The sequence below is a fragment of the Cupriavidus sp. SW-Y-13 genome (genome assembly GCF_009793345.1).
GTDB lineage: Bacteria > Pseudomonadota > Gammaproteobacteria > Burkholderiales > Burkholderiaceae > Cupriavidus.
Genome location: NZ_WHLX01000001.1, coordinates 166,077 through 190,888, shown reverse-complemented (window position 1 = coordinate 190,888; position 24,812 = coordinate 166,077). Strand labels below are relative to the sequence as shown.

At 65.0% G+C, this 24,812-nt stretch carries 26 protein-coding genes; 12 read left to right on the top strand and 14 right to left on the bottom strand.

Going from position 1 to position 24,812, the window contains the following annotated elements; translation table 11 throughout:
- Nucleotides 1-9: 9 nt before the first annotated feature.
- The gene (locus GA566_RS00880; RefSeq protein ID WP_249359097.1) at nt 10-1,341 is read right to left on the bottom strand and encodes a patatin-like phospholipase family protein; all 1,332 of its coding nucleotides are present in this window, start codon (nt 1,339-1,341) and stop codon (nt 10-12) included.
- A gap of 66 nt (nt 1,342-1,407) precedes the next feature.
- On the bottom strand, nt 1,408-2,085 hold the full coding sequence (gene pyrE / locus GA566_RS00875; protein WP_137923560.1) for an orotate phosphoribosyltransferase: 678 nt from the start codon (nt 2,083-2,085) through the stop codon (nt 1,408-1,410).
- A 32-nt stretch (nt 2,086-2,117) separates the two neighbouring features.
- On the opposite strand from pyrE, the gene GA566_RS00870 reads away from it, so the two are divergent.
- Both GA566_RS00870 and argC read left to right on the top strand, forming a co-directional pair.
- Nucleotides 2,118-2,894, top strand: coding sequence for an exodeoxyribonuclease III (locus tag GA566_RS00870; protein WP_137923561.1), 777 nt, complete (start codon nt 2,118-2,120; stop codon nt 2,892-2,894).
- 159 nt (nt 2,895-3,053) lie between these two features.
- Complete coding sequence (argC, locus tag GA566_RS00865; protein ID WP_160471215.1) at nt 3,054-4,001, top strand: N-acetyl-gamma-glutamyl-phosphate reductase; 948 nt, start codon at nt 3,054-3,056, stop codon at nt 3,999-4,001.
- Between the two features lie 98 nt (nt 4,002-4,099).
- Here argC and GA566_RS00860 read toward each other — a convergent pair whose 3' ends face one another.
- Nucleotides 4,100-5,035: a M48 family metallopeptidase gene (locus GA566_RS00860; RefSeq protein ID WP_137923563.1), complete on the bottom strand. Its 936-nt coding sequence runs from the start codon at nt 5,033-5,035 to the stop codon at nt 4,100-4,102.
- A gap of 78 nt (nt 5,036-5,113) precedes the next feature.
- Between GA566_RS00860 and GA566_RS00855 the strand changes: the two genes are divergently transcribed.
- Nucleotides 5,114-6,394, top strand: coding sequence for a muropeptide transporter (locus GA566_RS00855; RefSeq protein WP_137923564.1), 1,281 nt, complete (start codon nt 5,114-5,116; stop codon nt 6,392-6,394).
- Here the strand turns inward: GA566_RS00855 and GA566_RS00850 are convergent, their stop codons facing one another.
- The 6 genes from GA566_RS00850 to argB form a co-directional block, all read right to left on the bottom strand.
- Nucleotides 6,395-7,213: an acyl-CoA thioesterase II gene (locus GA566_RS00850; protein WP_160471213.1), complete on the bottom strand. Its 819-nt coding sequence runs from the start codon at nt 7,211-7,213 to the stop codon at nt 6,395-6,397.
- A gap of 101 nt (nt 7,214-7,314) precedes the next feature.
- Nucleotides 7,315-7,926 carry a methionine biosynthesis protein MetW gene (gene metW, locus GA566_RS00845; RefSeq protein ID WP_130392048.1) on the bottom strand — a complete coding sequence of 204 codons (612 nt, stop codon included), beginning with the start codon at nt 7,924-7,926 and terminating at the stop codon, nt 7,315-7,317.
- On the bottom strand, nt 7,923-9,095 hold the full coding sequence (locus tag GA566_RS00840; protein ID WP_137923566.1) for a homoserine O-acetyltransferase: 1,173 nt from the start codon (nt 9,093-9,095) through the stop codon (nt 7,923-7,925). The genes metW and GA566_RS00840 overlap by 4 nt, the downstream gene beginning before the upstream one ends.
- Before the next feature lie 305 nt (nt 9,096-9,400).
- Nucleotides 9,401-10,057: a nucleoid occlusion factor SlmA gene (gene slmA, locus GA566_RS00835; protein WP_137923567.1), complete on the bottom strand. Its 657-nt coding sequence runs from the start codon at nt 10,055-10,057 to the stop codon at nt 9,401-9,403.
- Entirely contained in the window at nt 10,054-11,073 is a 1,020-nt protein-coding gene (locus GA566_RS00830) for a pyrimidine 5'-nucleotidase (RefSeq protein WP_137923568.1), read from the bottom strand. The genes slmA and GA566_RS00830 overlap by 4 nt, the downstream gene beginning before the upstream one ends.
- A 73-nt stretch (nt 11,074-11,146) precedes the next feature.
- Nucleotides 11,147-12,064, bottom strand: coding sequence for an acetylglutamate kinase (gene argB, locus GA566_RS00825; protein WP_130392044.1), 918 nt, complete (start codon nt 12,062-12,064; stop codon nt 11,147-11,149).
- Nucleotides 12,065-12,282: 218 nt separating this feature from the next.
- Between argB and GA566_RS00820 the strand changes: the two genes are divergently transcribed.
- Both GA566_RS00820 and GA566_RS00815 read left to right on the top strand, forming a co-directional pair.
- Nucleotides 12,283-12,495 carry a cysteine-rich CWC family protein gene (locus GA566_RS00820; protein WP_137923569.1) on the top strand — a complete coding sequence of 71 codons (213 nt, stop codon included), beginning with the start codon at nt 12,283-12,285 and terminating at the stop codon, nt 12,493-12,495.
- Between the two features lie 96 nt (nt 12,496-12,591).
- Complete coding sequence (locus GA566_RS00815) at nt 12,592-13,536, top strand: LysR family transcriptional regulator (protein WP_137923570.1); 945 nt, start codon at nt 12,592-12,594, stop codon at nt 13,534-13,536.
- A gap of 45 nt (nt 13,537-13,581) precedes the next feature.
- Here GA566_RS00815 and GA566_RS00810 read toward each other — a convergent pair whose 3' ends face one another.
- On the bottom strand, nt 13,582-14,070 hold the full coding sequence (locus GA566_RS00810; RefSeq protein WP_160471212.1) for a copper chaperone PCu(A)C: 489 nt from the start codon (nt 14,068-14,070) through the stop codon (nt 13,582-13,584).
- Between the two features lie 243 nt (nt 14,071-14,313).
- On the opposite strand from GA566_RS00810, the gene GA566_RS00805 reads away from it, so the two are divergent.
- Nucleotides 14,314-15,639, top strand: a complete 1,326-nt coding sequence (locus GA566_RS00805) for an ATP-binding protein (RefSeq protein ID WP_237380001.1) — start codon at nt 14,314-14,316, stop codon at nt 15,637-15,639.
- Nucleotides 15,639-16,232 carry a response regulator transcription factor gene (locus tag GA566_RS00800; protein ID WP_137923572.1) on the top strand — a complete coding sequence of 198 codons (594 nt, stop codon included), beginning with the start codon at nt 15,639-15,641 and terminating at the stop codon, nt 16,230-16,232. The genes GA566_RS00805 and GA566_RS00800 overlap by 1 nt, the downstream gene beginning before the upstream one ends.
- An 18-nt stretch (nt 16,233-16,250) precedes the next feature.
- Here GA566_RS00800 and GA566_RS00795 read toward each other — a convergent pair whose 3' ends face one another.
- From GA566_RS00795 to GA566_RS00780, 4 genes are all read right to left on the bottom strand, one after another.
- The gene (locus GA566_RS00795) at nt 16,251-16,568 is read right to left on the bottom strand and encodes a hypothetical protein (protein WP_137923573.1); all 318 of its coding nucleotides are present in this window, start codon (nt 16,566-16,568) and stop codon (nt 16,251-16,253) included.
- Between the two features lie 260 nt (nt 16,569-16,828).
- Nucleotides 16,829-18,160, bottom strand: a complete 1,332-nt coding sequence (gene hslU, locus GA566_RS00790; protein ID WP_137923574.1) for an ATP-dependent protease ATPase subunit HslU — start codon at nt 18,158-18,160, stop codon at nt 16,829-16,831.
- Nucleotides 18,161-18,180: 20 nt separating this feature from the next.
- Nucleotides 18,181-18,717 carry an ATP-dependent protease subunit HslV gene (gene hslV, locus GA566_RS00785; RefSeq protein WP_066735031.1) on the bottom strand — a complete coding sequence of 179 codons (537 nt, stop codon included), beginning with the start codon at nt 18,715-18,717 and terminating at the stop codon, nt 18,181-18,183.
- A gap of 180 nt (nt 18,718-18,897) precedes the next feature.
- Nucleotides 18,898-19,884 carry a tripartite tricarboxylate transporter substrate-binding protein gene (locus GA566_RS00780; protein ID WP_137923575.1) on the bottom strand — a complete coding sequence of 329 codons (987 nt, stop codon included), beginning with the start codon at nt 19,882-19,884 and terminating at the stop codon, nt 18,898-18,900.
- A 356-nt stretch (nt 19,885-20,240) separates the two neighbouring features.
- On the opposite strand from GA566_RS00780, the gene GA566_RS00775 reads away from it, so the two are divergent.
- From GA566_RS00775 to GA566_RS00755, 5 genes are all read left to right on the top strand, one after another.
- Nucleotides 20,241-20,771, top strand: a complete 531-nt coding sequence (locus GA566_RS00775; RefSeq protein WP_137923576.1) for a Fur family transcriptional regulator — start codon at nt 20,241-20,243, stop codon at nt 20,769-20,771.
- Between the two features lie 65 nt (nt 20,772-20,836).
- Nucleotides 20,837-21,934, top strand: a complete 1,098-nt coding sequence (locus tag GA566_RS00770; protein ID WP_160471210.1) for a GTP-binding protein — start codon at nt 20,837-20,839, stop codon at nt 21,932-21,934.
- Between the two features lie 388 nt (nt 21,935-22,322).
- Nucleotides 22,323-23,009 (top strand): RNA polymerase-binding protein DksA, encoded by a 687-nt coding sequence (dksA, locus tag GA566_RS33160; protein ID WP_237379999.1) that lies wholly within the window; start codon nt 22,323-22,325, stop codon nt 23,007-23,009.
- Nucleotides 23,010-23,209: 200 nt separating this feature from the next.
- A complete protein-coding gene (locus GA566_RS00760; RefSeq protein ID WP_160471209.1) occupies nt 23,210-24,412 on the top strand; it encodes a GTP-binding protein in 1,203 nt (400 codons plus the stop codon).
- A complete protein-coding gene (locus GA566_RS00755) occupies nt 24,345-24,806 on the top strand; it encodes a hypothetical protein (protein WP_237379996.1) in 462 nt (153 codons plus the stop codon). Before GA566_RS00760 ends, GA566_RS00755 begins: the two co-directional genes overlap by 68 nt.
- Nucleotides 24,807-24,812 lie beyond the last annotated feature (6 nt).

The following is a 24,812-nucleotide window of genomic DNA, read 5'->3' as shown; positions in this document are numbered from 1 at the left end:
GCCCGACGCTCAGGTATCTCCGTTCCCGCGATGCACGTCATGGGTGACGAAGGGCCGTTCCGGCCCCGGCATCGCGAGCCAGTGCGGATGCTTGAGCGTGTCGCGGATATCGTCGAGGCCGCTCGACCAGTGCTCGTGCATCGTCAGCACACCGAACTGGTAATCCTTGGCGCTGCCCTCGAACGATTTGTCGCGATAGATCAGCTGGATCACGTTGCGGCGCGCGTCGCAGGCATGATCGGCCGCGCGTTTGAACCACGGATCGTCGCGCTTCGACGGTGGCACCAGCGCCATCACCTCGCTCAACATGCGGCGATAGTTCTGCTGCTCGCGCATGACGTCGGTGATCGCCCGCGTGCGGCTGGAATACTGGATGTCCTTCTGGCGCTCGGCCACGTCCAGCAGGTTGTGCGGCAGCTTGCCGCGCGCGCTCCACAGATCGACCTGAAAGATCAGCGCATCCTTGCGCGGCTGGGCCACCAGCACTTCCTGCAAGGGCGTATTCGACACCAGCCCGCCATCCCAGTAGTACTCGCCATCGATCTCCACGGCCGGAAAGCCCGGCGGCAAGGCGCCCGATGCCATGAAATGCTCGGCCCGCAGCGTCATGCGCGTGTTGTCGAAGTAGGCGAAGTTGCCGGTCTTCACGTTGACCGCGCCCACGGAGACACGCATCTCTTTCGAGCGGTTCACGCGGTCGAAATCGACAAAGCGCTCCAGCGTGGCCTTGAGCGGCGCGGTGTCGTAGTAGCTGGCACTGCCCGGATCGTCGCGGCGCGCCCAGAGGTCCGTCACGGCGCGTGGTGTGAAGAAGCCGCGTTGCCCCTCCACCAATGCCCGCGCTGCGTTGACGCTATCGAACCAGATACGCATCGGCTCGGGCCACATCGGCGCGGCCTCGGTCAGCAGATCGAGCGGCAAACCGGGCAACCACGGCTGGGCGCAGATGTACTCCCAGAACGCGCGCAGTTGCGCCACACGTGTTTCAGGCGGATTGCCGGCGATCACGGCCGCATTCAGTGCGCCGATGGAAATTCCCGCCACCCAGTTCGGATGGATGCCGCCTTCCGACAGTCCCTGGTAGACGCCCGCCTGATACGAGCCGAGCGCCCCGCCACCCTGCAGCACCAGCGCGCGGATGGCATAGGCTTCGTGGGCCGGGCCGGTGTGCGGCGGCGCATCGGGGGCGCAATGCGTGAACGGCAGCGATTCGCTTTTGGCTGCACTGCGTTTCGCCTTGGCCGGCGTGGCGGCATCAGGGGAAGAATCCTGCGGGGGTGCGCCCTGCGCGCCGACCTGCTTCTTGACCGCTGCCACGTCCTGCCGCCGATTCTTCGCCACGCCGATGCTCCCTGGAATCCCTGGAAATGAAAACGGCCCCAAGCGGGGCCGTCGTATTGTGTGCTGTCAGACGCCGTACTTCTCACGGTAGGCAGCCACAGCGGCCCGGGAGTTCCCGAGCGCGGGGTCTTGCGACGCATCCAGATAGGCCAGCAGATCCTTGAGCGAGGCGATGTTGATCACCGGCACACCGAATTCGCGCTGTACGTCCTGCACGGCGGAATGCGTGCCGATGTTGTCGGCGGTGCCGCTCTTTTCCATGCGGTCCAGTGCGATCAGCACGGCAGCGGGCTCGGCGCCGGCCGCACGGATCATCTGCATCGACTCGCGCACCGAGGTGCCCGCCGAGATCACATCGTCCACGATCACCACCTTGCCGCGCAGCTTGGCGCCCACCAGCGTGCCGCCCTCGCCATGGTCCTTGGCTTCCTTGCGGTTGTAGGCAAACCCGACGTCACGTCCCATACCGGCCAGCGCCACCGCCGTGGCCGAGGCCAGCGTGATGCCCTTGTAGGCCGGCCCGAACAGCACGTCGAACTCCACGCCCGAGTCCAGCAGGGTCTTCGCGTAGAATTGCGCCACCTGGCCCAGCATGGCGCCCTGGTTGAACAGGCCGGCGTTGAAGAAATACGGCGACTTGCGTCCGGCCTTGGTCACGAACTCGCCGAAGGACAGCACGCCCGCATCCAGTGCAAAGCGGATAAAGGACTGGCTGAGGTCGTCCGGCGTGGTCTGCTGCGTCATTCTTTTCTCTCTGATTTTCAAAATTTCCCGAGATGTTACGGATTATCAGCGCCAACCTCAACGGCATCCGCTCGGCCTCCAAGAAAGGCTTCTTCGAGTGGATGGGCAAGCAGGACGCAGACATGGTCTGCGTGCAGGAACTCAAGGCTCAGGAAGCCGACATGACCGAGGCGTTCCTGGCGCCACATGGCTACCACGGCTTCTTCCACTATGCGGAGAAGAAGGGCTATAGCGGCGTGGGTCTCTACACGCGCCACAAGCCCGAGCGGGTCGTCACGGGATTCGGCTGCGCCGAATTCGATGCCGAAGGCCGCTACGTCGAGGTGCAGTATCCGCACCTGGCCGTGATTTCGGTCTATGTGCCATCCGGCTCCAGCGGCGAGGAGCGCCAGCTCGCGAAATTCCGCTTCATGGAAGCCTTCCTGCCCCACCTGCTGGCGCTGAAGGCCACCGGACGCGAGATCGTGCTGTGCGGCGACGTCAACATCGCGCACAAGGAAATCGACATCAAGAACTGGAAGGGCAACCTGAAGAACTCAGGCTTCCTGCCCGAAGAACGCGCGTGGATCGGTGCTCTGTTCGACAGCCACGGCTATGTGGACGTCTTCCGCCAGCTCGACCCCCGGCCCGACCAGTACACATGGTGGAGCAACCGCGGACAGGCCTACGCCAAGAACGTCGGGTGGCGTATCGATTACCACCTGACCACCGCGAAGATCGCCGCCACCGCCAAGGGCTGCGCGATCTACAAGGACGAGAAGTTCAGCGACCACGCACCACTGTCGATCGACTACGACTTTCCGTTGTGAAGAAAGTGGCGCCGTGATGACTTTGAGGGGAAGTTCCGGGGTGCGTCCCAATTCGGCGTAAACCCTGCGACCCGCCTCCAACCTCGTTACAATGCGGGGTATCTCGCCCCCCAGGGATGTGAGACTTTTCGCATTTGCATTTTTCAGAGTGAGTCCGCCATGGTTTTCAAAGTGTTCGTCGATGGTCAGGAAGGCACCACCGGTCTCCGGCTGCTTGACTATCTCTCGGGTCGCAGCGATGTCGAGCTGCTGCGCATTGCCGATGACAAGCGCAAGGATCCGCAGGAACGCGCACGCTTTCTGAATGCCTCGGACGTGTCGTTCCTCTGCCTGCCGGACGTGGCCTCGCGCGAGGCCGTATCGCTGGTGACCAATCCCAATACCTGCGTGATCGACGCCAGCACGGCGTTCCGCACGGCCGACAACTGGGCCTATGGCCTGCCCGAACTGACCCGTGGGCAGCGCGAGAAGATCCGCGCCAGCAACCGCATTGCGGTGCCGGGCTGCCACGCCAGCGCGTTTGTGATGGCGGTGCGTCCGCTGGTGGAAGCGGGCCTGATGCCGGCCAACTACCCGGCCACGGCATTTTCGCTGACCGGCTACAGCGGCGGCGGCAAGTCGATGATTGCGGAGTTCGAGGCTGGCGGTAATCCGAAGCTGATGAGCCCGCGTCCGTACGCACTGGGACTCGCGCACAAGCACCTGCCGGAAATGCGCGTGCAGGCTGGCCTGGCCCAGGCGCCGATCTTCAATCCGATCGTCGGCAACTTCCTCAAGGGCCTGTCGGTGACGGTGCCGGTGTTCCCGTCGCTGCTATCGCGCAAGGTCGATGCCGAGGCGATTCTCGACATCTACCGCAAGCACTACGAAGGCGAGCAGTTCGTCCGCGTGCATCCGTTCAATGCCGACGAGAACCTCGACCACGGTTTCTTCGACGTGCAGGCCAGCAACGACACGAACCGCGTGGACCTGTTCGTGTTCGGCAACGAGAACAACCTGAACCTGGTGGCCCGTCTGGACAACCTCGGAAAGGGTGCCGCCGGCGCGGCGGTGCAGTGCATGAACGTGCGCCTCGGTGCCGACGAGGCCGCTGGCCTGAAAGCCTGACGAAGCCGTCGACGCTACGGCGTCAGCGCAAAGAAAAACCGGCTCCCAGGAGCCGGTTTTTTCATGGGTGGCCGCAGGCGATGGAGCGCGGCCGAGCCCTACTTTTTCAGCGGACTGCGCTGATCCTCGTCGCCAGCATCCACCGGGGCGCCGCCCAGGTTGGCCATGTTGGGCTGGTGCATCGGCAGCTTGTCCATCGGCATGCTCATGGCCTGCGCGTAGAGCGGAAGCACTTCGTTCATGTGGGCTTCGAGCACGGCGATACGGCTGCGGCCCGACGGGTGGGTCGACGTGAACTCGTCCCCGGCCTGCAGCACCGTTCCCATCTTGCGCCACAGCGTGATGGCCGCGCGCGGGTCGTAGCCGGCGCGGGCGGCGATATCCATCCCGATCAGGTCGGCCTCGGTCTCCTCCCGGCGGGAGAAACGTAGCGACAGCACCTTGGCACGCGTGGCAATGTCCATGTTGCCGAGATTGCCGAAGCCAGTCAGTTGCGACACCACGTTGGCGCCCAGGTTGGAGATCTCGGCCTGGGCTGCGCGCTGCCGGGCATGCTCCTCCAGCGCATGGGCGATCTCGTGGCCCATCACCATGGCCACTTCGTCATCGGTCAGCTTGAGGTCGTCGAGCAGGCCGGTATAGACGGCCATCTTGCCGCCCGGCATGCAGAAGGCGTTGACCTGCTTCGAGCGGATCACGTTGATTTCCCACGGCCAGCGTCCGGCACGCGGATTCCAGAGCACGGTCTGCGGCAGCAGGCGAACGCCGATTTCGCGCAGGCGCTGCACCTGGGGATGATCGTCGCCGAGCAGGGTTTTCTTGGCGATGGCTTCCTGCCGGACCTGCTCGTACTCTCGGGCGGCCTGCTGGTCGATCACCTCCATCGGCACGATCATCCGCACGCGGGAGTCGTTGCGCTCCACGCGCACGCCGTCGTCGGGCGCGGCTACCACTGCCACCCCCTGTGCCATGGCAGGCAGCGCCAACGCGAAAATCGTAGCGGCCAGGGCGGCGCGCAAGCAGGTCTGACGCATGGTGTCGGGGACGATAAAGGTGGCGGCGGCGCGAACGGGTGATGCAATAATACACGCCAGCCTTTGCGCCTCCCCAACATGAATCTCCTCACTTACCTCGAATTTTTCAGGAATCCCCGGTTCGCCGCCATGCTCACGCTCGGCTTCGCCTCGGGGCTGCCGCTGGCGCTGACCTCCGGCACGTTGCAGGCGTGGATGACCGTGGAAGGGCTCGACATCAAGACGATCGGCTTCTTCTCGCTGGTCGGGCAAGCCTATATCTTCAAGTTCCTGTGGGCGCCGCTGATGGATCGCTACACGCCGCCGTTGCTCGGACGGCGGCGCGGCTGGCTGCTGCTGACCCAGCTCGGCCTCATGGCAAGCATCGCTGCCATGGCGTTCTGTCCGCCACAGCAGGCGCTCTGGGCACTGGCCGCACTGGCTACGCTGGTGGCCTTCCTGTCGGCCTCGCAAGACATCGTGTTCGATGCCTACAGCACCGACGTGCTGCGACCGAGCGAACGCGGACTCGGTGCGGCCATCAAGGTACTCGGCTATCGGCTGGCAATGCTGGTGTCCGGCGGGCTCGCACTGTATCTGGCGGATCGGGTGCTGGGCTGGTCGAACATGTACCTGTGCATGGCCGGGCTGATGGGCATCGGCCTGTTGACATTGGCCTGGGCGCCGGAACCCGATGTGCCAGCGCGCGCGCCGCGCACACTTGAAGAAGCGGTGTTCGGTCCGCTGCGCGATTTCTTCGGCCGTCAGGGCGCGTGGTGGCTGCTGCTGCTGATCGTGCTCTACAAGCTTGGCGACGCCTTTGCCGGCAGCCTGTCCACCACCTTCCTGATCCGCGGGCTGGGCTTCGATCCGGGCGAGGTCGGCATCGTCAACAAGACGCTCGGGCTGGCCGCGACGATCATCGGCGCACTGTTCGGCGGATCGCTGATGGTGCGGCTCGGCCTGTACCGCTCGCTGATGCTGTTCGGCATCCTGCAGGCGGTCTCCAACCTCGGCTACTGGGTGCTGTCGGTCACGCCGCCCCACCTGTGGTCGATGGGCGCGACCATCGCCATCGAGAACCTGTGTGGCGGCATGGGCACCGCCGCGTTCGTGGCGTTGCTGATGACGCTGTGCAACCGGTCATTCTCGGCCACGCAGTACGCGCTGCTGTCCGCGCTGGCATCGATCGGACGCGTCTACGTGGGTCCCACCTCGGGCTACATGGTGGAAGCCTGGGGCTGGGCGCCGTTCTACCTCGGCACCGTCGTGGCCGCCGTGCCCGGCGTGGTCCTGCTCTGGGCGATGCGCCGCACGGTCCACCGCTACGAGGCGCAGGCGCGCGAGCCTGAGCCGGTGGCTGGCGCGCGCACTGCCTGATTATTCTTTGTAGTAGACGATTTGATGGGAGGTGGCGAGCAACTCGCCTTCCGGACTCCAGATCTCCGCCGTCTGGTCAAAGAACCCCTGCCGAAACACGCGCGCCTGGGCGCTGCCCAGTACATGGCGATCACCGAGCGCGGCCAGCGTGGCGGCATCGGCGTGGAAATAAGTGGTCAGTGACACCGTGCCGGCGGGCACAAACCCGGCGCGCTTGAGAAAAATGCGCGGGTAGAAGGCGTCACACAGGGCTGCGACGGCGGCATAGTCGGGCGTGCGCGCCGGCTCGTCGCGAATCCAGAATTGCGTCAGGCTGTCCGGATTTTCAGTACCCACCGCTGCGTTGGGCTTGGCGCCACGCACCGCGCGCATGTCATAGCTGCCGATCCACTTGACCGGCGCAAAGCCACCCATGCGCGGCAGTCCCTCAGCCGCCGGCACTTCGGGCATCTTCGCCTCGCCGCAATTCCAGGTCTCGCGCCGCACCGCGAACACGGCGCTGCCGGTGGTCGTGATCTCGCCGTTCTGCAGGAGTTCGAGGTGCCAGTGCTGGGTCGAGCGATTGGTGCGCGACGGACGCGCCACCACTTCGAACGGTCCTTCCGCAATCGGGCCGGCAAAGTTGACGGTCAGTGCGCTGGGGTCGCCCAGCCGCTCGGGATGAGCGAGCGCCGCCTGCAGCATCACGGCCGCCGTGGCACCGCCAAACGGGCCGATCATGTTCCAGTAAGCCTGGCTCGTATGGCCCAGGTAGCGGTGTTCGCCGGCGGGTTCGAGTTGCAGGGCGTGATCGAGCGGATGGAGGGGCGCTTGCGTCATGGCAGAAAATAGTACGGTCGTTCGATGAATCCGTACGGTATGCCCGCCAGAGGGTTGCGTCAAGCTAGTCGCTACGCCACGCCCCTTCCGTTACGCCATCGTCACACCGCCGTGACGCGATACACGGCCAGGCTGCCGCGCCAGTTCACGCCCCAGTTGACGGTCACGCCTTCGTGCATCACCACGCGATCCAGCACGCGCAGGCCGACCTTGGGCGCCAGTTCCTCGAAATCGCCAATGGTCAGCACGCGCACGTTCGGCGTGTTGTACCACTGGTACGGCAGCGACTCCGACACCGGCATGCGGCCCCGGAATACCGACAGCCGATGCGGCCAGTAACCGAAATTCGGGAACGAGACGATGCATTCGCGCCCCACGCGCAGCGTGTCGCGCAGCACCTGGGCCGTGTTGTGGATGGTCTGCAGCGTCTGCGACAGGATCACCGTGTCGAAGCTCTTGTCCTCGAACAGTGCCAGTCCACCCTCCAGGTTCTGCTGGATTACGTGAACACCCTTCTGCGCGCAGGCCAGCACGCCCTCGTCGCGGATCTCGATGCCATAGGCATGCACGTCCAGTTCGTCCTGCAGCACGCGCAGCAGGCTGCCGTCGCCGCAGCCGGCATCGAGCACGCTGGAGTTGGGTTCGATCCAGCGCGCGATGGCGCGGAAGTCAGGGCGCAGCGCGAGGATATTGGGATTGGTGGCGGCGTTCATGCACCGATCTCCTCGGCAATGCGTTCGTAGTAGGCGCGCATCAGGTTGTGATAGCGCGGATCGTCGAGCAGGAAGGCGTCGTGGCCGTGCGGGGCATCGATCTCCGCATACGACACGCGGCGCTTGTTGTCGAGCAGCGCCTTGACGATCTCGCGGCTGCGGTTCGGCGCAAAACGCCAGTCCGTGCTGAAGCTCACCACCAGGAAATTGGAACTGGTCTGCGCCATGGCCCGCGTCAGGTCGCCGTCGAATGTCAGCGCAGGATCGAAGTAATCCAGCGCCCGCGTGATCAGCAGGTAGGTATTCGCGTCGAAGTACTCGGCGAACTTGTCGCCCTGGTATCGCAGGTAACTCTCCACCTGGAACTCGACGTCGAACGAGAACTGGATGTCCTCGGCCTTGAGCGTCCGGCCGAATTTCTCGGCCATGTCCTCGTCGGACAGGTACGTGATGTGGCCGATCATCCGGGCCACGCGCAGGCCGCGCTTCGGCTTCACGTTGTGCGCGTAATAGTTGCCGCCGTGGAAGTCCGGGTCCGACAGGATCGAACTGCGCGCCACCTCGTTGAACGCAATGTTCTGCGCCGACAGCTTGGGCGTGGACGCCACCACGATGCAATGGCGCAGCCGCTCCGGATACATCAGGCTCCAGGCCAGCGCCTGCATGCCGCCCAGGCTGCCACCCATCACCGCCGCGAACTGCGTGATGCCGAAGTGATCGGCCACGCGGGCCTGCGCGTTGACCCAGTCCTCGACCGTCACCACGGGAAACAGCGCGCCGTACGGCTGGCCCGTGGCCGGGTTGATGCTCATCGGCCCGGTCGAGCCGAAACACGACCCGAGGTTGTTCACCCCGATCACGAAGAAGCGGTTGGTATCGAGCGGCTTGCCGGGGCCCACCATGTTGTCCCACCAGCCGATATCGCGCGGATTGTCCGCGGCGATGCCGGCCACATGATGCGAGGCATTGAGTGCGTGGCACACCAGCACGGCATTGCTGCGAGCGGCGTTGAGCGTGCCGTAGGTTTCGACCATCAGGTCATAGCCGGCGAGCTGGGTGCCGTTGCGGAGCTTCAGCGGCTCGTCGAAATGCAGTCGCTGGGGCGTGACGACGCCAACCGAATCGGTCGGCACGTCGAGGACACCAGCGGGAGGGGCGACATCGGTCATTGAGCGGGCCCGCGCAAATGGCAGGCATAAAAAAACCCGACCGGCATATGCGTTGGATTCGCAGCCAAGTCGGGCTTTTCGCGGTGTCCCGCGTGCCGGTGCTGGAGCGTGGACGACATCGACATCATCTGTCACACGTCATTCGCGAGGCACCGACCCAACCTCTTTAGCCGCATTTATATTGGCGTCCCGGGGACACTCCCCAGGCTGCCGCGCGCCCGCAAGCCAGTCATCAAATCGGCGCGACCCGCACATTATAGTGCAAAGCGCGGGCCGTGCTCACGACCCTGCGCCCTGCACGGTTTTCACCCCAGCAGCACGCGCAGTTGCGCGTCGATGCTTTCAGCCGGCAGCTTGCGGAAGCCGCTCTTCGCGTAGCGGTGCCAGTGGCCTTGCACAGCGGCCATGATCAGCGCCACGCGCCCGGACACGTCCGCATCGGCCGGAAACGCGGCCTGCGAGACGGCCACCTTCAGGCACTGGCGCAGCGATGCCTCGATGCGGTCCACCATCTGGTTGATGCGCTCCTGCAGGCGCTCGTGCTCGCCCACCAGCGCCTCGCCGGTCAGCACGCGCGTCATGCCGGGATTCTTCTCGGCAAACGTCAGCAGCATGCGCACGATGGCCTGCAACTGGCGCAGGCCGTGCTCTTCCTGCGTGGTGATCTGGTTGATCAGCCCGAACACGGTCTGCTCGATGAAGCCGATCAGCCCTTCGAACATCTGCGCCTTGCTCGCGAAATGGCGATACAGCGCGGCCTCGGAAACCGACAGCTTGGCGGCCAGCGCCGCCGTGGTGATCTTTTCCCCGCGCGGATGCTCGAGCATGCCAGCCAGCGTCTGCAGGATCTGGATGCGGCGTTCGCCGGGACGCGGACGCTTGCGCGCCGGCGCGTCCGGATCGGCGACCGATGTGACAGGAGGCACTGGGGCCTCGGCCTGTCGAGCGATGGTTTGCGTCATGACCCGATTCTCCGCTTTTGTTTTAGGAGTTGATGCATCGATTGTACTTTTATGTCCACATAGCGCGGGCGATTGACCAGTCGCGCACGCGTTGCCGGCACCGCGCCGGCCTCGGTCTGTGGCGCCGTTGCCGCAGCCCGGGCTATCGCCGGGGTGCCCGGGTCCTGGCTTTCCGCCGCCACAAGCGTCACGGCGTGCTCCTGCGCCGCGTGTCCCGCGTGCTGGCGATCTTCGGCGGCCAGGGTCTGGCGCGTGGCGGCGTCGCGCGCCGTGCCATCCGCCGCTGGCCCCATGGGATGCGGACGCGACGGCGAGACCGTCCGCAGGAACCCGGTGACCCATGCCGTGCGAATGCCCATGCCGGCATAGTGCTTGAGGTGCGACAGCGTGTCCTCCACCAGCACCGCGCGATGCGCGGCCACGCCCGCCTGCGCCAGCAGGCGCAGCAGCATGCGCCGGTCCGGCTTCGGACCCAGATGGCCGTGGACCCACATGTCCTCGATGGCCACCACGCGCTCGAAACAGCGGTCGATGCCCGCCAGAGCCATCACCGCATGCGCATAGTCGCGCGGCGCGTTGGTGACCAGGATCTTGCGGCCGGGCAACCGGCGCAACGCCGTCGCCAGGCCACGCCGCACGCGCACCATGTCTGCCAGGTCCGGAAACTCGTGGGCGGCACGCAGGAAATCAGCCGGGTCCACCTGATGGTGGCGGATCATGCCGAGCAGCGTGGCGCCATAGCGTCGCCAGTAGTCCACGCGCAGTCGGCTGGCCTCGGCCAGGTCGCAGCCCAGCACACGCGCCACGTATGCCGTCATCAGCCCGTTGATGGCCGGAAAGATGGCGTGCGAGGCGTCATGCAGCGTATTGTCGAGGTCGAACAGCCAGACCGTGCTACCCGACGTGTCACCGGCGACATCGCGCCGCAGATGCCGGCGCGGACGGTGCGCGGACGTGTCGAGCCACGCGCGCGTGCGCGCCTTGCCCCGTCGCCGGGAGGGCTGGTGGATGAACACGCCTGGATTGTGAGAATGCAAGGGGAGACAGGAAGCGGAGCGGGAAGCCCGCGCGGGCCTCCCGGTGGCGCACTCAGTGCGAGCGGATCATCGTGCCGAACGCCTGTTCGGTCAGGATTTCCAGCAGCAGCGAGTGTTCGATGCGGCCGTCGACGATGTGAACCGAGTGAACGCCGCTCTTGGCGGCATCCAGTGCGGACGAGATCTTGGGCAGCATGCCGCCCGAGATCGTGCCATCGGCAAACAGTTCCTCGATCTCGCGCGCGGACAGGTCGGTCAGCAGATTGCCCTTCTTGTCCATCACACCCGGGATGTTCGTCATCATGACGAGCTTCTCGGCCTTCAGGATCTCGGCCATCTTGCCCGCCACCACATCGGCGTTGATGTTGTAGGCCTGGCCGTCATCGGAGAAGCCGATCGGCGAGATGACAGGGATGAACGCGTCGTCCTGCAGCGCCTTGACCACGGCCGGGTTGATGGCCTCGATATCGCCCACGAAGCCGATATCGATGAACGTGCCCGGGTTCTCGCGGTCCGGCATCTGCAGGCGCTTGGCGCGGATCAGCCCGCCATCCTTGCCCGTCAGGCCCACGGCCTGGCCGCCGTACTGGTTGATCAGCATGACGATGTCCTGCTGGACTTCACCGCCGAGCACCCATTCCACGACTTCCATGGTCTCTTCGTCGGTAACGCGCATGCCCTGGATGAAGGTGCCGACCTTGCCGACCTTCTTCAGCGCCTCGTCGATCTGCGGACCGCCGCCATGGACCACCACCGGGTTCATACCCACGAGCTTGAGCAGGATCACGTCGCGCGCGAACCCGTGCTTGAGCTTTTCCTCGGTCATCGCATTGCCGCCGTACTTGACCACAATGGTCTTGCCGTGGAACTTGCGGATGTAAGGCAGTGCCTCGGCGAGGATCTCGGCCTTGAGGGCGGGGGCGATGGCCGCAACCGTGGTGGCGGCAGGCCCAGGATTGTCAGCGTTCATGGCTTCGGACATTCCGTGTGATGTGGAGCAGGTATCATGATTAACCGTCCGCCTGGTAGGCGATACGGGCTAGGCCGGCGTTGCGGCTACCGGCCGGGCACAAGGGCCACAGCGGGACGATGTGCCCCGCAGGCACCATCCGGCCACGGCAGGCGCCGATTTTACAAGAAACCGGCGGCAGCATTGCAATCGCTGCTTTGCAACAACGCTTTCAGACCATGACCGATCCGTCGACGATCCTGACTGGACAACTGCGCCCGGTGGAACGCTGCAGTGCATGCGGAGCCCCGTTCGTCTGCGGTTTCGTGGCCGGACTGCCCGAATGCTGGTGCGCCAGCCAGCCGCTGCTGCCCTCCCGCCAGATCGTGGCCAACCAGCATTGCCTGTGTCCGGACTGTCTCAAACAGCGTCGGGAATCCGCACCAGATTGAGACACTTCTGAATCCCGTCCAAAATTTTTGTTGTTTACCGGTGATTTGCACGTTGCGAATGACAAAAGCGACGATTTCCGGTTTAACATTCGCGGCATGAATAGCCTACGCGGAATCGATCTGAACCTGCTGGTAGTGCTGGAAGCGCTGCTGGCGGAACGCCATATCTCGCGCGCCGCGCTGCGGTTGCAGCTGAGCCAGCCTGCCGTCAGCCACTCGCTGGCGCGGCTGCGGCAGCTATTGGACGATCCGTTGTTGGTGCGTGGCCAGGGTGGGCTGGTGCTCACCCCGCGCGCCCACGAGCTTGCCGGTCCGCTGGCCGAGGCATTGGCGCAGGTGCGCATCCTGCTGGGCCCCGGCGGCTTCCAGCCGGCCACGGCACGTCGCACGTTCCGGCTGGCGATGTCCGACTACGGCGCGCTGGTGGTGCTGCCGCGCCTGCTGCGCACGGTGCGCAAGGCCGCGCCGAACATCGACCTCGTGGTCACGCAGTCGAGCCGCGAATCGATGACGGGGCAGATTGCCGACGGCGAACTCGATATCGCGCTGGGTGCGTTCTCCTTCGAACCCGAGGGCGTGCGCACCGCCGCGCTGTTCAACGACGACTTCGCCTGCGCCGTCGATGCCGCCACCGTACGCGACACCGGACGCCTGGACCACGTGGCCTACCTCGCGCGCTCCCATGTGCTGGTCACCGGTCCCACGGAACGCGGCGAGGCCATCGACGCCGCTGTCACGCGACTGGGCGGGCGACGCAAGATTGCCTGCGTGGTGCAGCAGTGGAGCGTGGCACCGGGGCTGATCGTCGGCACCAACATGGTCCTGACTGCCGCGCGGCGCACGCTGGAGGCGCTGGCCGACGAGCGGCTGGCGATCTTCGAGGCGCCCTTCACGATTCCCGGCTTCACCTACAGCATGATCTGGCCGGAAAAGGCCGATGCCGATCCGGGGCACACGTGGCTGCGCGAACGCGTGCAGCAGGCGGCCACCGCCGCCACGGAAACAGAGGAAGACACCGCAGCAATCAGCCTGCGGGGATGAAAAAGGGGAGCGTCTGCTCCCCTTTTCGTTTGGTGCCGTTGCCGCTCAGTGCTTGTGGTCCATCTGGCCGCCGGACTGCGCCGGGGCCGCTACGTCGCGCACCTGCGCCTTGACCGTCTGCTCCGTCACCTTGCCGTTCTGCTCGATCTTCAGCGTGATGGGCACCGAATCGCCGGCCTTGAGTTGCTGCTTCAGGCCCATGAGCATGACGTGATAGCCGCCCGGCTTGAGCTGTACGTTCTGCATCTTCGGCAGGTCCAGCGACTCGATCGGACGCATGCGCATCACGTTGTTGTCCATCTTCATCTCGTGCAACTCGGCGCTGCCCAGCGGCGAAGACACGCCGACCAGCTTCGCGCCCTGATGCGCATGAATCGTCATGAAGGCGCCCGACGCCGTCTGCGCCGGTACGGTGCCGCGCACCCAGGCGTCGCTGACATCGACCTGGGCCATGGCCTGGGCGCTGGTCAGCAGGCCGGCCACCCCAAGGGTGACGATCGAGGCGGCGCGCAGGGCGCGGATTCTGGCTTGCATACGGAACATCTCCACGAAACTGACAGGTTGGTTGGGTTGGCCCAAGAGGTCGGAACAGGCCGGAAGGCGGACATTATCATGATGTCGCGCGCCGCGTGCGGGCCGGCGCGACGCCCGAATGCGGCACGGTGTCGCACGGCAGGCAACCCCGCCCAGCATTGCTACACTCGCGCCATGCAAGCCTCGATCGACCTGCCCCCGCCGCCTCCGCCAGCCTTCGCCACTCCCCCTGGCATGCCGGGCATGCCAGCGCCCCGTCACAGCCTGGTGAGCATGCGCCGGCTGTGCTGGCTGCGCTGGGCATTGCTGGCCGGGCAGGCGCTGCTGCTGGCCCTGTGCGAATCCGTGGCCGGCATCCACCTGCCCTTCCAGCCGCTGCTGTTCCTGTTCGCGGTCCAGGCCGCGTTCAACCTCTATACGGTGGCGCGCCTGCGCTGGCACACCCGGCGCAACACCATGCCGGGCGATCCGGAACTCATGGTGCAGATGCTGGTGGACCTGACCGCGTTGTCGGCCATCCTGTTCTATACGGGCGGCGCCACCAATCCCTTCGTGTCGTTCTACTTGCCGGGGCTGGCCATCGCTGCGGCCATCCTGCCGTGGCGGCTGGTGGCGCTGCTGGCCGGCTATGCGCTGACCTGCTACTCCCTGCTGCTGCTCGATTACGTGCCGCTGCATCTGCACAATCCCGACAACGCCGTGAACTATCACCTGGCGGGGATGTGGCTCAACTTCGTGGCCAGCGCGGTGATGATCGCGATCTTCGTGGCACGCCTGTCCAACGTGCTGCGGCAGCGTGACGCGCAACTCAACGACGCCCGCGAACTGCTGTTGCGCGAGGCGCGCGTGGAAGCGCTCAACGACCAGGCCGCTGCCGTGGCGCACGAGATCGGTACGCCGCTGGCCACGCTCGCCGTGATCGCCGGCGAACTGCGTGGCGACGCCGCCGACACCGCGCGCGGCAGGACCGCGATTGCCGATTACCTGCCCGACCTGCAAACGATGGAACAGCAACTCGAACTGTGCCGCTCCATCCTGGCCCGGCTGCGTGCCGATCACCAGACGCTGGCGCCGCAACGCATCGATGCCTGGCTGACGTCGTTCGTGGAGCGCTGGCAGTTGCGCCATCCGCAAGCCAGTCTGCAAGCCGAACTCTCGCCCGACGCCGGCATGCAGGCCGTGGATACCGCGCGCGTGGCGCAGATCCTGACCATCGTGCTGGACAACGCCGCGCGCAGCCAGCAGGGCGAACATGGCGACGACGCACGAGGCGGGCCGCCGCTGGCGCTGGCAATCGCGCAGGAAGGCGATGCCCTGCTGCTGCGCGTGACCGATCACGGCAGCGGCATCGCGCCCGCGCTGCGCAGCCAGCTGGGCGAGCGTCCCGTTGCCAGCACGCTCGGCGGACAGGGTATCGGCCTGTATCTGGCGCAAAGCGCCGCGCGCCAACTGGGTGGACAACTCGCATGGCTCGACAATCCTGCCGGCGGCACCGTGACCGAACTGCGGCTGCCTATCGGCGATGCCACGCGCCGCCAGACCTTCAACCCCAACGCCTTCCAACCTTGATGATCGACGCCCCGGCGCCTGCCGATGCCACCCCCTTTCTTGTGGTCGATGACGACGAGGTCTTCTCCGGCACGCTGGCACGCGCGCTGACGCGCCGCGGCTATGCGGTGCAGGTGGCGCACAACAGCGCCAGTGCGCTGGCGCTAGCCACGAAAACGCCATTCGCCTACGTCACGCTCGACCTGCATCTCGGCCCGCCGCCTGATACGGGTGGCACTGCACCGGCAGAGTCGGGACTGCATCTGGTGGGACCGCTACGGCATGCACTGCCCGACGCGCGCATCCTGGTGCTGACCGGCTATGCGAGCATCGCCACGGCCGTGGCCGCAGTGAAGCAAGGTGCCGATGAATACCTGGCCAAGCCGGCCAATGTGGATTCGATCCTGACCGCGCTGATGGCAGGCGTGTCCGAGGATGCGGCGGAAGCCGCGTTGGAAGAGCCGGTGCCGCTATCGGTGGCACGGCTGGAGTGGGAGCATATTCAACGCGTGCTCACGGAGCACGGCGGCAATATCTCCGCCACGGCGCGCGCGCTGAATATGCATCGGCGCACGCTGCAACGCAAGCTCGGCAAGCGGCCAGTCTCGCGCTGATCGTCTGATGACGATGGATTACAGGCGAAGCTGGACGTAGTCCCAGCCGAGATCGTCGTCCGATGCCTCGGCGATACGCACGGCATCGCGGGCATGGCGATCCGCCAGTGTGACCAGCGCGCCGGAGGCCATGGCTTCAGCGGCGATCGCGGCCTGGGTGGCTACCTGCTTTGCCGGCTTCGTGCTGGCATGAGCGGGGGTATCGGGACGGATGCAGAGAAACACCGTCGCCGCCGTGATGGCAGCCACCACGCCGCCCACGGCCATCGCCACGCGACGCTTGCGCACGCGGTTGCTGCTCTTGAAGAAAGGTGTACGCGATTCCATGCGTGACATTGGCTCACTCCCGTTAATCTGTTTTGTGGAAGGTGCGGAAGGGTCTCATTCGCGGTCACGCCCGCGCCAGAGGCTTTACCAATGCTTACGGGTGTAAGGGCTGATGAAACACGGGGGACAACACCCTCTCCCGCCTCCGTCTGTCTCCCCTCTCCCGCACGCGGGAGAGGGGAGACAACCAACAGGATCGAAAGCGACATCGCAAAAACAAAAAAGCCGGACAACGTCCGGCTTTTTTGCATCAAGCGATCAACGCTCCATCACAGCACGTAGCGCGACAGATCTTCATTCCCCGCCAGATCGCCGAGACGTTCCTCGACATAAGCCGCATCAACAGTAATGGTCTCGCCCGACGATTTCGTCGCGTGGAACGACAGGTCTTCGAGCAGGCGCTCCATCACCGTGTACAGCCGGCGTGCGCCGATGTTCTCGACCTTTTCGTTCACCGAGAACGCGATCTCGGCCAAGCGGCGGATACCGTCTTCGGCGAACTGCAGTTCCACCTCTTCGGTCTTCAGCAGCGCCTGGTACTGCTTGGTCAGGCTGGCGTCCGTCTGCGTGAGGATGGCCTCGAAGTCCTGCACCGACAGCGAGTCCAGTTCCACGCGAATCGGGAAACGGCCCTGCAGTTCGGGAATCAGGTCGCTCGGCTTCGACAAATGGAACGCGCCCGATGCGATGAACAGGATGTGGTCCGTCTTGATCATCCCGTACTTCGTGTTGACCGTGGTGCCTTCCACCAGCGGCAGCAGATCGCGCTGCACGCCCTGGCGCGACACCTCGCCGCCACCCACATCGCTGCGGCTGGCAATCTTGTCGATCTCGTCCAGGAACACGATGCCGTTCTGCTCGACGTTGGCAATCGCCTTGTGCTTGAGCTCTTCCTCGTTCAGCAGCTTGGCGGCCTCCTCGTCGATCAGCAGCTTGAACGCTTCCTTGACCTTCATCTTGCGGCGCGCCTTCTTGCCCTGGCCCATGCCCGCGAACATCGTGCGGATCTGCTCGGTCATGTCTTCCATGCCCGGCGGCCCCATGATGTCCATGCCCGGCATGGCAGCGGCCACTTCCAGCTCGATGTCCTTGTCGTCGAGTTCGCCCTGGCGCAGCTTCTTGCGGAATACCTGGCGCGTGTTCGAATCCTTGTCCTCATGCTGCTGGAAGCCGATATCGCGCGGCGGCGGCAGCAGCACGTCGAGCAGGCGATCCTCGGCAGCGTCCTCGGCCTTGGCGCGCACCTTCTTCATTTCCGATTCGCGCGTCTGCTTGACGGCCATCTCGGCCAGGTCGCGCACGATGGTGTCCACGTCGCGGCCCACGTAGCCCACTTCCGTGAACTTGGTGGCCTCGATCTTGATGAACGGCGCATCGGCCAGCTTGGCCAGGCGGCGCGCGATCTCGGTCTTGCCCACACCCGTGGGGCCGATCATGAGGATGTTCTTCGGCGTGATTTCCTGGCGCAGCGGGTCTGCCACCTGCTGGCGGCGCCAGCGGTTGCGCAGCGCCACGGCCACGGCCTTCTTGGCCTTGTTCTGGCCGATGATGTGCTTGTCGAGTTCGGAAACGATTTCCGACGGGGTCATGGTTTGCGACATGGGGTTCCGTTCAGCGTCGGTCAGTCGATGGTTTCGATGACGAAGTTGGTATTCGTGTAGATGCAGAGTTCGCCGGCGATGGTCAGCGCCTTCTCGACCACGTCCTTCGGCGAGAGCTCGGTGTTCTCCACCAGCGCCTTGGCAGCCGATTGCGCGTACGCGCCACCCGACCCGATGGCCGCGATGCCGCCTTCCGGGTCCAGCACATCGCCATTGCCGGTGATGACCAGCGTGGTGTCCTTGTCGGCGGTGATCAGCATCGCCTCCAGGCGGCGCAGCGCGCGATCCGAGCGCCAGTCCTTGGCGAGATCCACCGCGGCGCGGGTCAGATTGCCCTGGTACTTTTCGAGCTTCGCCTCGAAGCGGTCCAGCAGCGAGAATGCGTCGGCCGTGCTGCCGGCAAACCCCACCAGCACCTTGCCGTTGTAGATGCGACGGACCTTGCGGGCCGTACCCTTCATCACGATATTGCCGAGCGTGACCTGGCCGTCACCGCCAAGCGCGACCTGGTTGCCGCGCCGGACGCTGACGATGGTGGTGCCGTGATACTGTTCCATGGTGCCTTTGCGTGAGAGGTGTCAGCGGCGTAGGTGGCGCCGCATGGCCCGCTTTCAAGGGAAGATTTTTCCGGCGTCCCCTCGGACGGCAGCTTTCCCACTATAGGCAACGGCTCACGGACAAAAATAAAAAAAGCCACGCATCGCGCGTGGCCTTTTCTTCATATTGCGACAGTCCGATCAGTCGGCGTACACGCCAGCCTTCTTGATCACCGGCGTCCACTTGTTGATTTCCGATGCCAGGAACGTGCGCAGCGAATCCGGCGTGGCGCGTTGCGCCGGCACGGCTTCCGCACCCAGTTCCGCCATCTTGGCGCGGAACGTCGGGTCCGTCACCGACTTCTGCAGCGCGGCCGAGAGCTTGTCGATGACCGGCTTCGGCGTGCCCTTCGGGGCGTACATGGCGTGCCAGATCTTGACTTCCACGCCCGGCATGCCCTGTTCGGCTGCGGTCGGGATGTCCTTGAACGCTTCCACGCGACGCGACTGCATGGCCGCGTAAGGCTTCAGCGCGCCTGCCTTCAGCTGGCCGGCGATGTTCGTGGTCTGGTCGCACATCAGGTTGACCTGACCGCCCAGGATGTCGGTCAGTGCCGGCGCCGTGCCCTTGTACGGCACGGTGGTCAGCTCGGTCTGGATCGCGCTCTGGAACAGCAGGCCGCACAGGTGCGAGGCCGAGCCGATACCGGCGTTGGCCAGCGACAGCTTGGCGGCGTTGGCCTTGATGTACGGGATCAGGTCCTTGAAGTTGGCGGGCGGCATTTGCTTGTTGCCCACCATGATCATCGGCACGTCGGCCACTTCACCGACCATCTCGAAATCCTTCAGCGGATCGAAGCCCAGGTTGCGATAGAGGGCCGGCGCAGTGGACATGCCGATATGGTGGATCAGGATCGTGTAACCGTCGTTCTTCGCCTGCGCCACTTTCTTGGCGCCGATGGTGCCGCCAGCACCGCCGAGGTTTTCGATCACGATCGTGGTGCCCAGGTGCTTGGACATGATCGCCGTGAGTTCACGCGACACCTTGTCTGTGGGGCCACCGGCCGCGAACGGCACCACGGCCTGAACCGGCTTGCTGCCCGGAAATTCCTGAGCCTGGGCTCCCGTGAAGGCACCCACGCCGGCCACAACCAGCGCGGCTGCAAATTTGATTGCAACTCGTTTCATTTGCGTCTCTCCTGTTCCCTCTGTAACCCGTTCCAGCGCCGCCCGCGCCGCCGGAAATCCCGCGTTTCGCGAGCACCGGCCCCGTCGATCCATATCGGAAAACACGGGGTGACCATCGGCACGATGTATGGGTGGTAAGCGGCTGCAAACCCCGCCGACAGGCGGAGCCGGAGGTGGATGTTAGCAACCGCGAACAAGCGCGAGGTATAGGGGCTAACCCGCGAGAAACGGACATATCCGAGGGAACCGAAGACTTCCTCGGACACTCACCCGAACGGGTGCGCAACGCCCTCCGGAAAGACCTTGCTTGTGCAACTGAATTGCAACTCGATGGGCGCTATGGTTAAATCTCCGGCATGACCCGCACCACCTCCGAACCCGCTTCCACGCGCGCCAAGACGCTGCCTGCCGAGGCGGAACCCGATACCGATGTCGATGCCGCGCAAGCTGCCCAGGCGCGGCTGCGGCATCTGGGCGCCCGTGTGACCCAGCCCCGCGTGGCGATCCTGGCTTGCCTGATCGATGCCGACGAGCCGCTGACGCACCAGGCCGTGATCGACCGCCTGCCGCCCGATGGCGACGTGGATCGCGTGACCGTGTATCGCGTACTCGACTGGCTCGTCGATCAGGGCATGGCACAGAAGCGCGCTGGCCGCGACCGCGTCTTCCGTTTCACGCTGGTGGAGCACGAGGCAGCCCGCGCACAGGTGCATCGGCAGCACAGCCACTTTCATTGCACGCGCTGTGACCGCACCTTCTGTCTCGAATCGGCGGGCAAGTCCGTAGCGCCCAGGGTGCCCAGCGGCTTTGCCGTGGAGCACGTGGAACTGACCGTCAACGGCGTATGTGCCGAATGCGGAAGGGTGCGCGATGCCGGCGGGCAGTAACACCGAACACTGAATAACATGCCGGCCAGACGCCGGCCCAACGATCTCCCTCGGAGTCCAACGACATGTCCAAGCTCATTCCGGTCACGATCCTGACCGGCTTCCTCGGTAGCGGCAAGACCACGCTGCTCAAGCGCATCCTGAACGAACAGCACGGCATGAAGATCGCCGTGATCGAGAACGAGTTCGGCGAAGAAAATATCGACAACGAGATCCTCGTGCAGGATGGCCGCGAACAGATCGTGCAGATGAGCAATGGCTGCATCTGCTGCACGATCCGTGGCGACCTCGTGCAGGCCCTGTCGGATCTGGTCACCCAGCGCGACGAAGGCAAGCTCGATTTCGACCGCGTGGTAATCGAGACCACCGGTGTGGCCAATCCGGGTCCTGTGGCGCAGACCTTCTTCATGGACGAGGAAATTGCATCGCGCTACCTGCTGGACGCCGTGATCACGCTGGTGGATGCCAAGCACGGCAACATCCAGCTCGACAAGCAGGAAGAAGCGCAACGCCAGGTGGGCTTTGCGGATTCGATCTTCATCACGAAGTCCGATCTGGTCAGCGCCGCAGAGGTGGACGACCTGCGCCACCGTCTGAAGCACATGAACGCCCGTGCGCCGATCCGCACCGCCAACTTCGGCGAGGCACCGATCGACACGATCTTCGACCTGCGCGGCTTCAACCTCAACGAAAAGCTCGAGATCGATCCCGAGTTCCTGCGTACCGACGAGCACGACCATGACCATGGGCACGATCATGCGCACGGCGAGGAGTGCGCCCCCGATTGCGGTCACGATCACTCCCATGACCACGGCCACGATCACGGGCATGGTCATGCGCACGACCACCATCACCACCACCACCACACGGACCGCATCGCCTCGTTCGTCTTCCGTAGCGACAAGCCGTTCCACTACGGCAAGCTGGAGGAATTCCTGTCAGGCATCCTGTCGGTGTACGGCGAGAAGCTGCTGCGCTACAAGGGCGTGCTCTATATGGAAGGGGTGGACCGCAAGGTGGTGTTCCAGGGCGTCCACCAACTGATGGGCAGCGACATCGGCGCCAAATGGGAGAACGAGACGCCCGGTACGCGCATGGTATTCATCGGCGTGGACTTGCCGCGCGACGCCATCCTCAAGGGCCTGACCGCCTGCCTCGCCTGATTCCCGTCCAGTCCATCGCTGGTTGACCGGGCAACGGCCGGTCTGCCCGATGCGTCATATGCCCCCGCCGCCACCCTGGCCGGCGGGCGGCCTCCCCCGCTTTCTGCGCCCGACACCCTCCAGATGGGTGGAATATGGGGAAAACTCCTGTCTCTTGTCAGTCTTTCTCCCATATCTCGAAGAAATTTGTTCAAGTACAATAGGCCGGATTTGATACGGGCGGCGCACCTCTGGGCGTTGCCGGTATTCGCAGGGCGGCAGGCGTCGTCAGCACGAGGCAAGGGCCGCCAGCAGGCGCGGTCGCAGGGCTTTAGTGCGGAGACCGCCCTCCGCCTGGGGTTCCTCGCATACGCGCCGTCACTCTTCGACGCGTAGAGAGAGGTGCCCCATGACAGCCGCAACAAAAAGCAAGGAAAGCCGCAGCAAGACAGTTACCGCTGCGACGGAGACGCTCAAGGCGCAGCCTGTAAAGGCGACGCCAGCTCCCCGCGGCAGTACGGCGCACGCCGAAGCGGGCGAGGCCAAGGGAGGCACGCGAAGCAGCAAGACTGCAGCCAGCCAGAGTGAAACAGCCGCACCGCGCAAGCGGACGGCCACTGCACCCGAGCGGACGAAGACACCGCCGGTCGCATCAACAAGAGAATCAGCAGGTACCATGAGCAGCAACAAAATTCTGACTGAAGCTGAAATCCTGAAGATGAGCGACAAGGACTACATGAACGAGGCGCAACTCGCCTTTTTCAAGAATCGCCTTCAGCAGCTTCGCGACGATATCCTCAAGAATGCGGACCAGACGACGGAGCACCTGCGCGAAACGGTCATCGTGCCGGACCCGGCCGACCGTGCCACGATCGAGGAAGAACACGCCCTCGAACTGCGCACGCGCGACCGTGAGCGCAAGCTGCTGAAGAAGGTGGAACAGTCGCTGCAGCGTATCGACTCCGGTGACTACGGCTGGTGCGAGGAAACCGGCGAGCCGATCGGCGTGCCGCGTCTGCTGGCCCGTCCCACCGCCACGCTGTCGCTGGAAGCCCAGCAGCGCCGCGAACTGCGCCAGAAGCTGTTCGGCGACTGATCCGCCGCTCGGCGCATCGAATGCTGGCCATGCGGCCCGGCCTTGCCGGGCCGTTTTTGTTTTTTGCGGCAAACCCCGCTTCCAGCCGCCTTGCCGTCACGCGGGCGCACTACCATTAGCTGTGAGCCCGACCTGTTACAGGGGCCGGCTTTCTGCTACAGTCGCAACCTTGTTGCAATAACAGTTACAGATCCCATCACATGGCCGCTCGCCTGCCCGTCACCGTGTTGTCCGGATTCACCGGCGCCGGCAAGACCACCGTGCTGCATCACCTCGCGTCGCAGCATGGCGCGCGCATGGCCGTGGTGGACAGCCAGGGCGACCTGCTGGCCGAGGTGGAGAAGCTGGCGCAGGCCGGCCAGCACGATCATGTGGTGATCGAGGCCACCGCCACCGACGAGCCGCTCGGCATTGCCGATGCCTTCGCGTTCGAAGACCAGCACGGTGGGCAGGCACCCGGCGTGGTGCATCTCGACACACTGGTAACAGTCGTCGATGCCAGCCGCTTCCTGCAGGACTTCCACGACGCAGACTTTCTCTCCGCACGCGGGCTGGCCGACGCCGACGACGACCGCACCGTTGTGGATGTATTGATCGACCAGATCGAAATCTGCGACGTCATCGTCGTCAACAAGATCGACCTTGTCGATGCGGGCCAGTTGGGCCGCCTGCATGTGGTGCTGCACGCGCTCAATCCGCGCGCCGATATCGTCGATGCCAGCCATGGCAATGTGGCCGCCGAGCGAGTGCTGGGCACGGGCCGGTTCGATATCGATGCCACGCCGAATGCCGCAGGCTGGCAAGCCGCGTTGCAAGGTGATGCCGTGCCTGCCGCTGCGGGGGTCTCCACCCTGCTCTACCGTCGTCGCCGTCCTTTCCACCCACAGCGCTTCGCCGACCTGATCCATACCGAGTGGATGCGCGAGCATGGCGACGTGCTGCGTTCGCACGGATTGTTCTGGCTGGCCAGCCGCATGGATATCGCCGGCGACTGGAGCCAGGCTGGCGGTGTCTGCCGTCCCGGTGCTGCCGGTGCGTGGTGGGCCGCCATCGACGCCGAGGAATGGCCGTCCGAAGGAATGGCACGCGCGGCCATCGAGGCCGACCTGCTCGAAGACGGCCTGCCCGCCGAGTACGGTGACCGCCGCCAGGAGCTGGTGCTGACCGGCATCGACCTCGATTCCGACGCGCTGCTCGCGCGGCTCGATGCGTGCCTGCTGACGGACGAGGAGATGGCAGCCGGCCCGGAAACCTGGGCCACCTATCCCGATCCGTTCCCGGACTGGGGTGACGCGTTCGACGACGTGCATGACCATGACCACGAAGGTCACGATCATGATCACGACCATGCGCACGATCACGATCATGGCGACGGCCCTTGTGGCTGCGGGCATGCGCACTGACGTTCCGCTTCTCTCGCGCTGGCGGGCACGCGGCGTTGGCTTCTGGCCAGCGCTGTGGCTCGTGGCCTGCCTGTTGCTCGCGCAGCATGCGGGTCTGGTGCACCGCGTGGTGCACGGCGGTTTTCCGGCCTTGCCGCAAGTCAGTCTCGTGACGGCTGCGGATGCAAGCCATGGCGCCCATCACGGCGCCTCGTTCCTGAAACTCGGTCTCCACTCGTGCGTGCTGTTCGACGGTGCGACAATGGCTGACACCCTCTTCGGCATTTTCACGCTGCCCGATCTCGCCTTCGGCAAGCCGGTCAAGCCGGCAAACCTGGCGTGGCGCTGGCCCGATCTGCCGGCCGCGCGTCCATTCCACTCCCGCGCGCCTCCATCCGCATTCGCATTCGTCTGATCGCCT

Excerpts from the sequence above, each read along its gene's own strand:
- pyrE (WP_137923560.1), bottom strand. The coding sequence starts at position 2,085 with ATGACGCAGCAGACCACGCCGGACGACCTCAGCCAGTCCTTTATCCGC.
- GA566_RS00870 (WP_137923561.1), top strand. The coding sequence starts at position 2,118 with ATGTTACGGATTATCAGCGCCAACCTCAACGGCATCCGCTCGGCCTCC.
- argC (WP_160471215.1), top strand. The coding sequence starts at position 3,054 with ATGGTTTTCAAAGTGTTCGTCGATGGTCAGGAAGGCACCACCGGTCTC.
- GA566_RS00860 (WP_137923563.1), bottom strand. The coding sequence starts at position 5,035 with ATGCGTCAGACCTGCTTGCGCGCCGCCCTGGCCGCTACGATTTTCGCG.
- GA566_RS00855 (WP_137923564.1), top strand. The coding sequence starts at position 5,114 with ATGAATCTCCTCACTTACCTCGAATTTTTCAGGAATCCCCGGTTCGCC.
- GA566_RS00850 (WP_160471213.1), bottom strand. The coding sequence starts at position 7,213 with ATGACGCAAGCGCCCCTCCATCCGCTCGATCACGCCCTGCAACTCGAA.
- metW (WP_130392048.1), bottom strand. The coding sequence starts at position 7,926 with ATGAACGCCGCCACCAATCCCAATATCCTCGCGCTGCGCCCTGACTTC.
- GA566_RS00840 (WP_137923566.1), bottom strand. The coding sequence starts at position 9,095 with ATGACCGATGTCGCCCCTCCCGCTGGTGTCCTCGACGTGCCGACCGAT.
- slmA (WP_137923567.1), bottom strand. The coding sequence starts at position 10,057 with ATGACGCAAACCATCGCTCGACAGGCCGAGGCCCCAGTGCCTCCTGTC.
- argB (WP_130392044.1), bottom strand. The coding sequence starts at position 12,064 with ATGAACGCTGACAATCCTGGGCCTGCCGCCACCACGGTTGCGGCCATC.
- GA566_RS00820 (WP_137923569.1), top strand. The coding sequence starts at position 12,283 with ATGACCGATCCGTCGACGATCCTGACTGGACAACTGCGCCCGGTGGAA.
- GA566_RS00815 (WP_137923570.1), top strand. The coding sequence starts at position 12,592 with ATGAATAGCCTACGCGGAATCGATCTGAACCTGCTGGTAGTGCTGGAA.
- GA566_RS00810 (WP_160471212.1), bottom strand. The coding sequence starts at position 14,070 with ATGCAAGCCAGAATCCGCGCCCTGCGCGCCGCCTCGATCGTCACCCTT.
- GA566_RS00805 (WP_237380001.1), top strand. The coding sequence starts at position 14,314 with ATGCCAGCGCCCCGTCACAGCCTGGTGAGCATGCGCCGGCTGTGCTGG.
- GA566_RS00800 (WP_137923572.1), top strand. The coding sequence starts at position 15,639 with ATGATCGACGCCCCGGCGCCTGCCGATGCCACCCCCTTTCTTGTGGTC.
- GA566_RS00795 (WP_137923573.1), bottom strand. The coding sequence starts at position 16,568 with ATGTCACGCATGGAATCGCGTACACCTTTCTTCAAGAGCAGCAACCGC.
- hslU (WP_137923574.1), bottom strand. The coding sequence starts at position 18,160 with ATGTCGCAAACCATGACCCCGTCGGAAATCGTTTCCGAACTCGACAAG.
- hslV (WP_066735031.1), bottom strand. The coding sequence starts at position 18,717 with ATGGAACAGTATCACGGCACCACCATCGTCAGCGTCCGGCGCGGCAAC.
- GA566_RS00780 (WP_137923575.1), bottom strand. The coding sequence starts at position 19,884 with ATGAAACGAGTTGCAATCAAATTTGCAGCCGCGCTGGTTGTGGCCGGC.
- GA566_RS00775 (WP_137923576.1), top strand. The coding sequence starts at position 20,241 with ATGACCCGCACCACCTCCGAACCCGCTTCCACGCGCGCCAAGACGCTG.
- GA566_RS00770 (WP_160471210.1), top strand. The coding sequence starts at position 20,837 with ATGTCCAAGCTCATTCCGGTCACGATCCTGACCGGCTTCCTCGGTAGC.
- dksA (WP_237379999.1), top strand. The coding sequence starts at position 22,323 with ATGACAGCCGCAACAAAAAGCAAGGAAAGCCGCAGCAAGACAGTTACC.
- GA566_RS00760 (WP_160471209.1), top strand. The coding sequence starts at position 23,210 with ATGGCCGCTCGCCTGCCCGTCACCGTGTTGTCCGGATTCACCGGCGCC.
- GA566_RS00755 (WP_237379996.1), top strand. The coding sequence starts at position 24,345 with ATGATCACGACCATGCGCACGATCACGATCATGGCGACGGCCCTTGTG.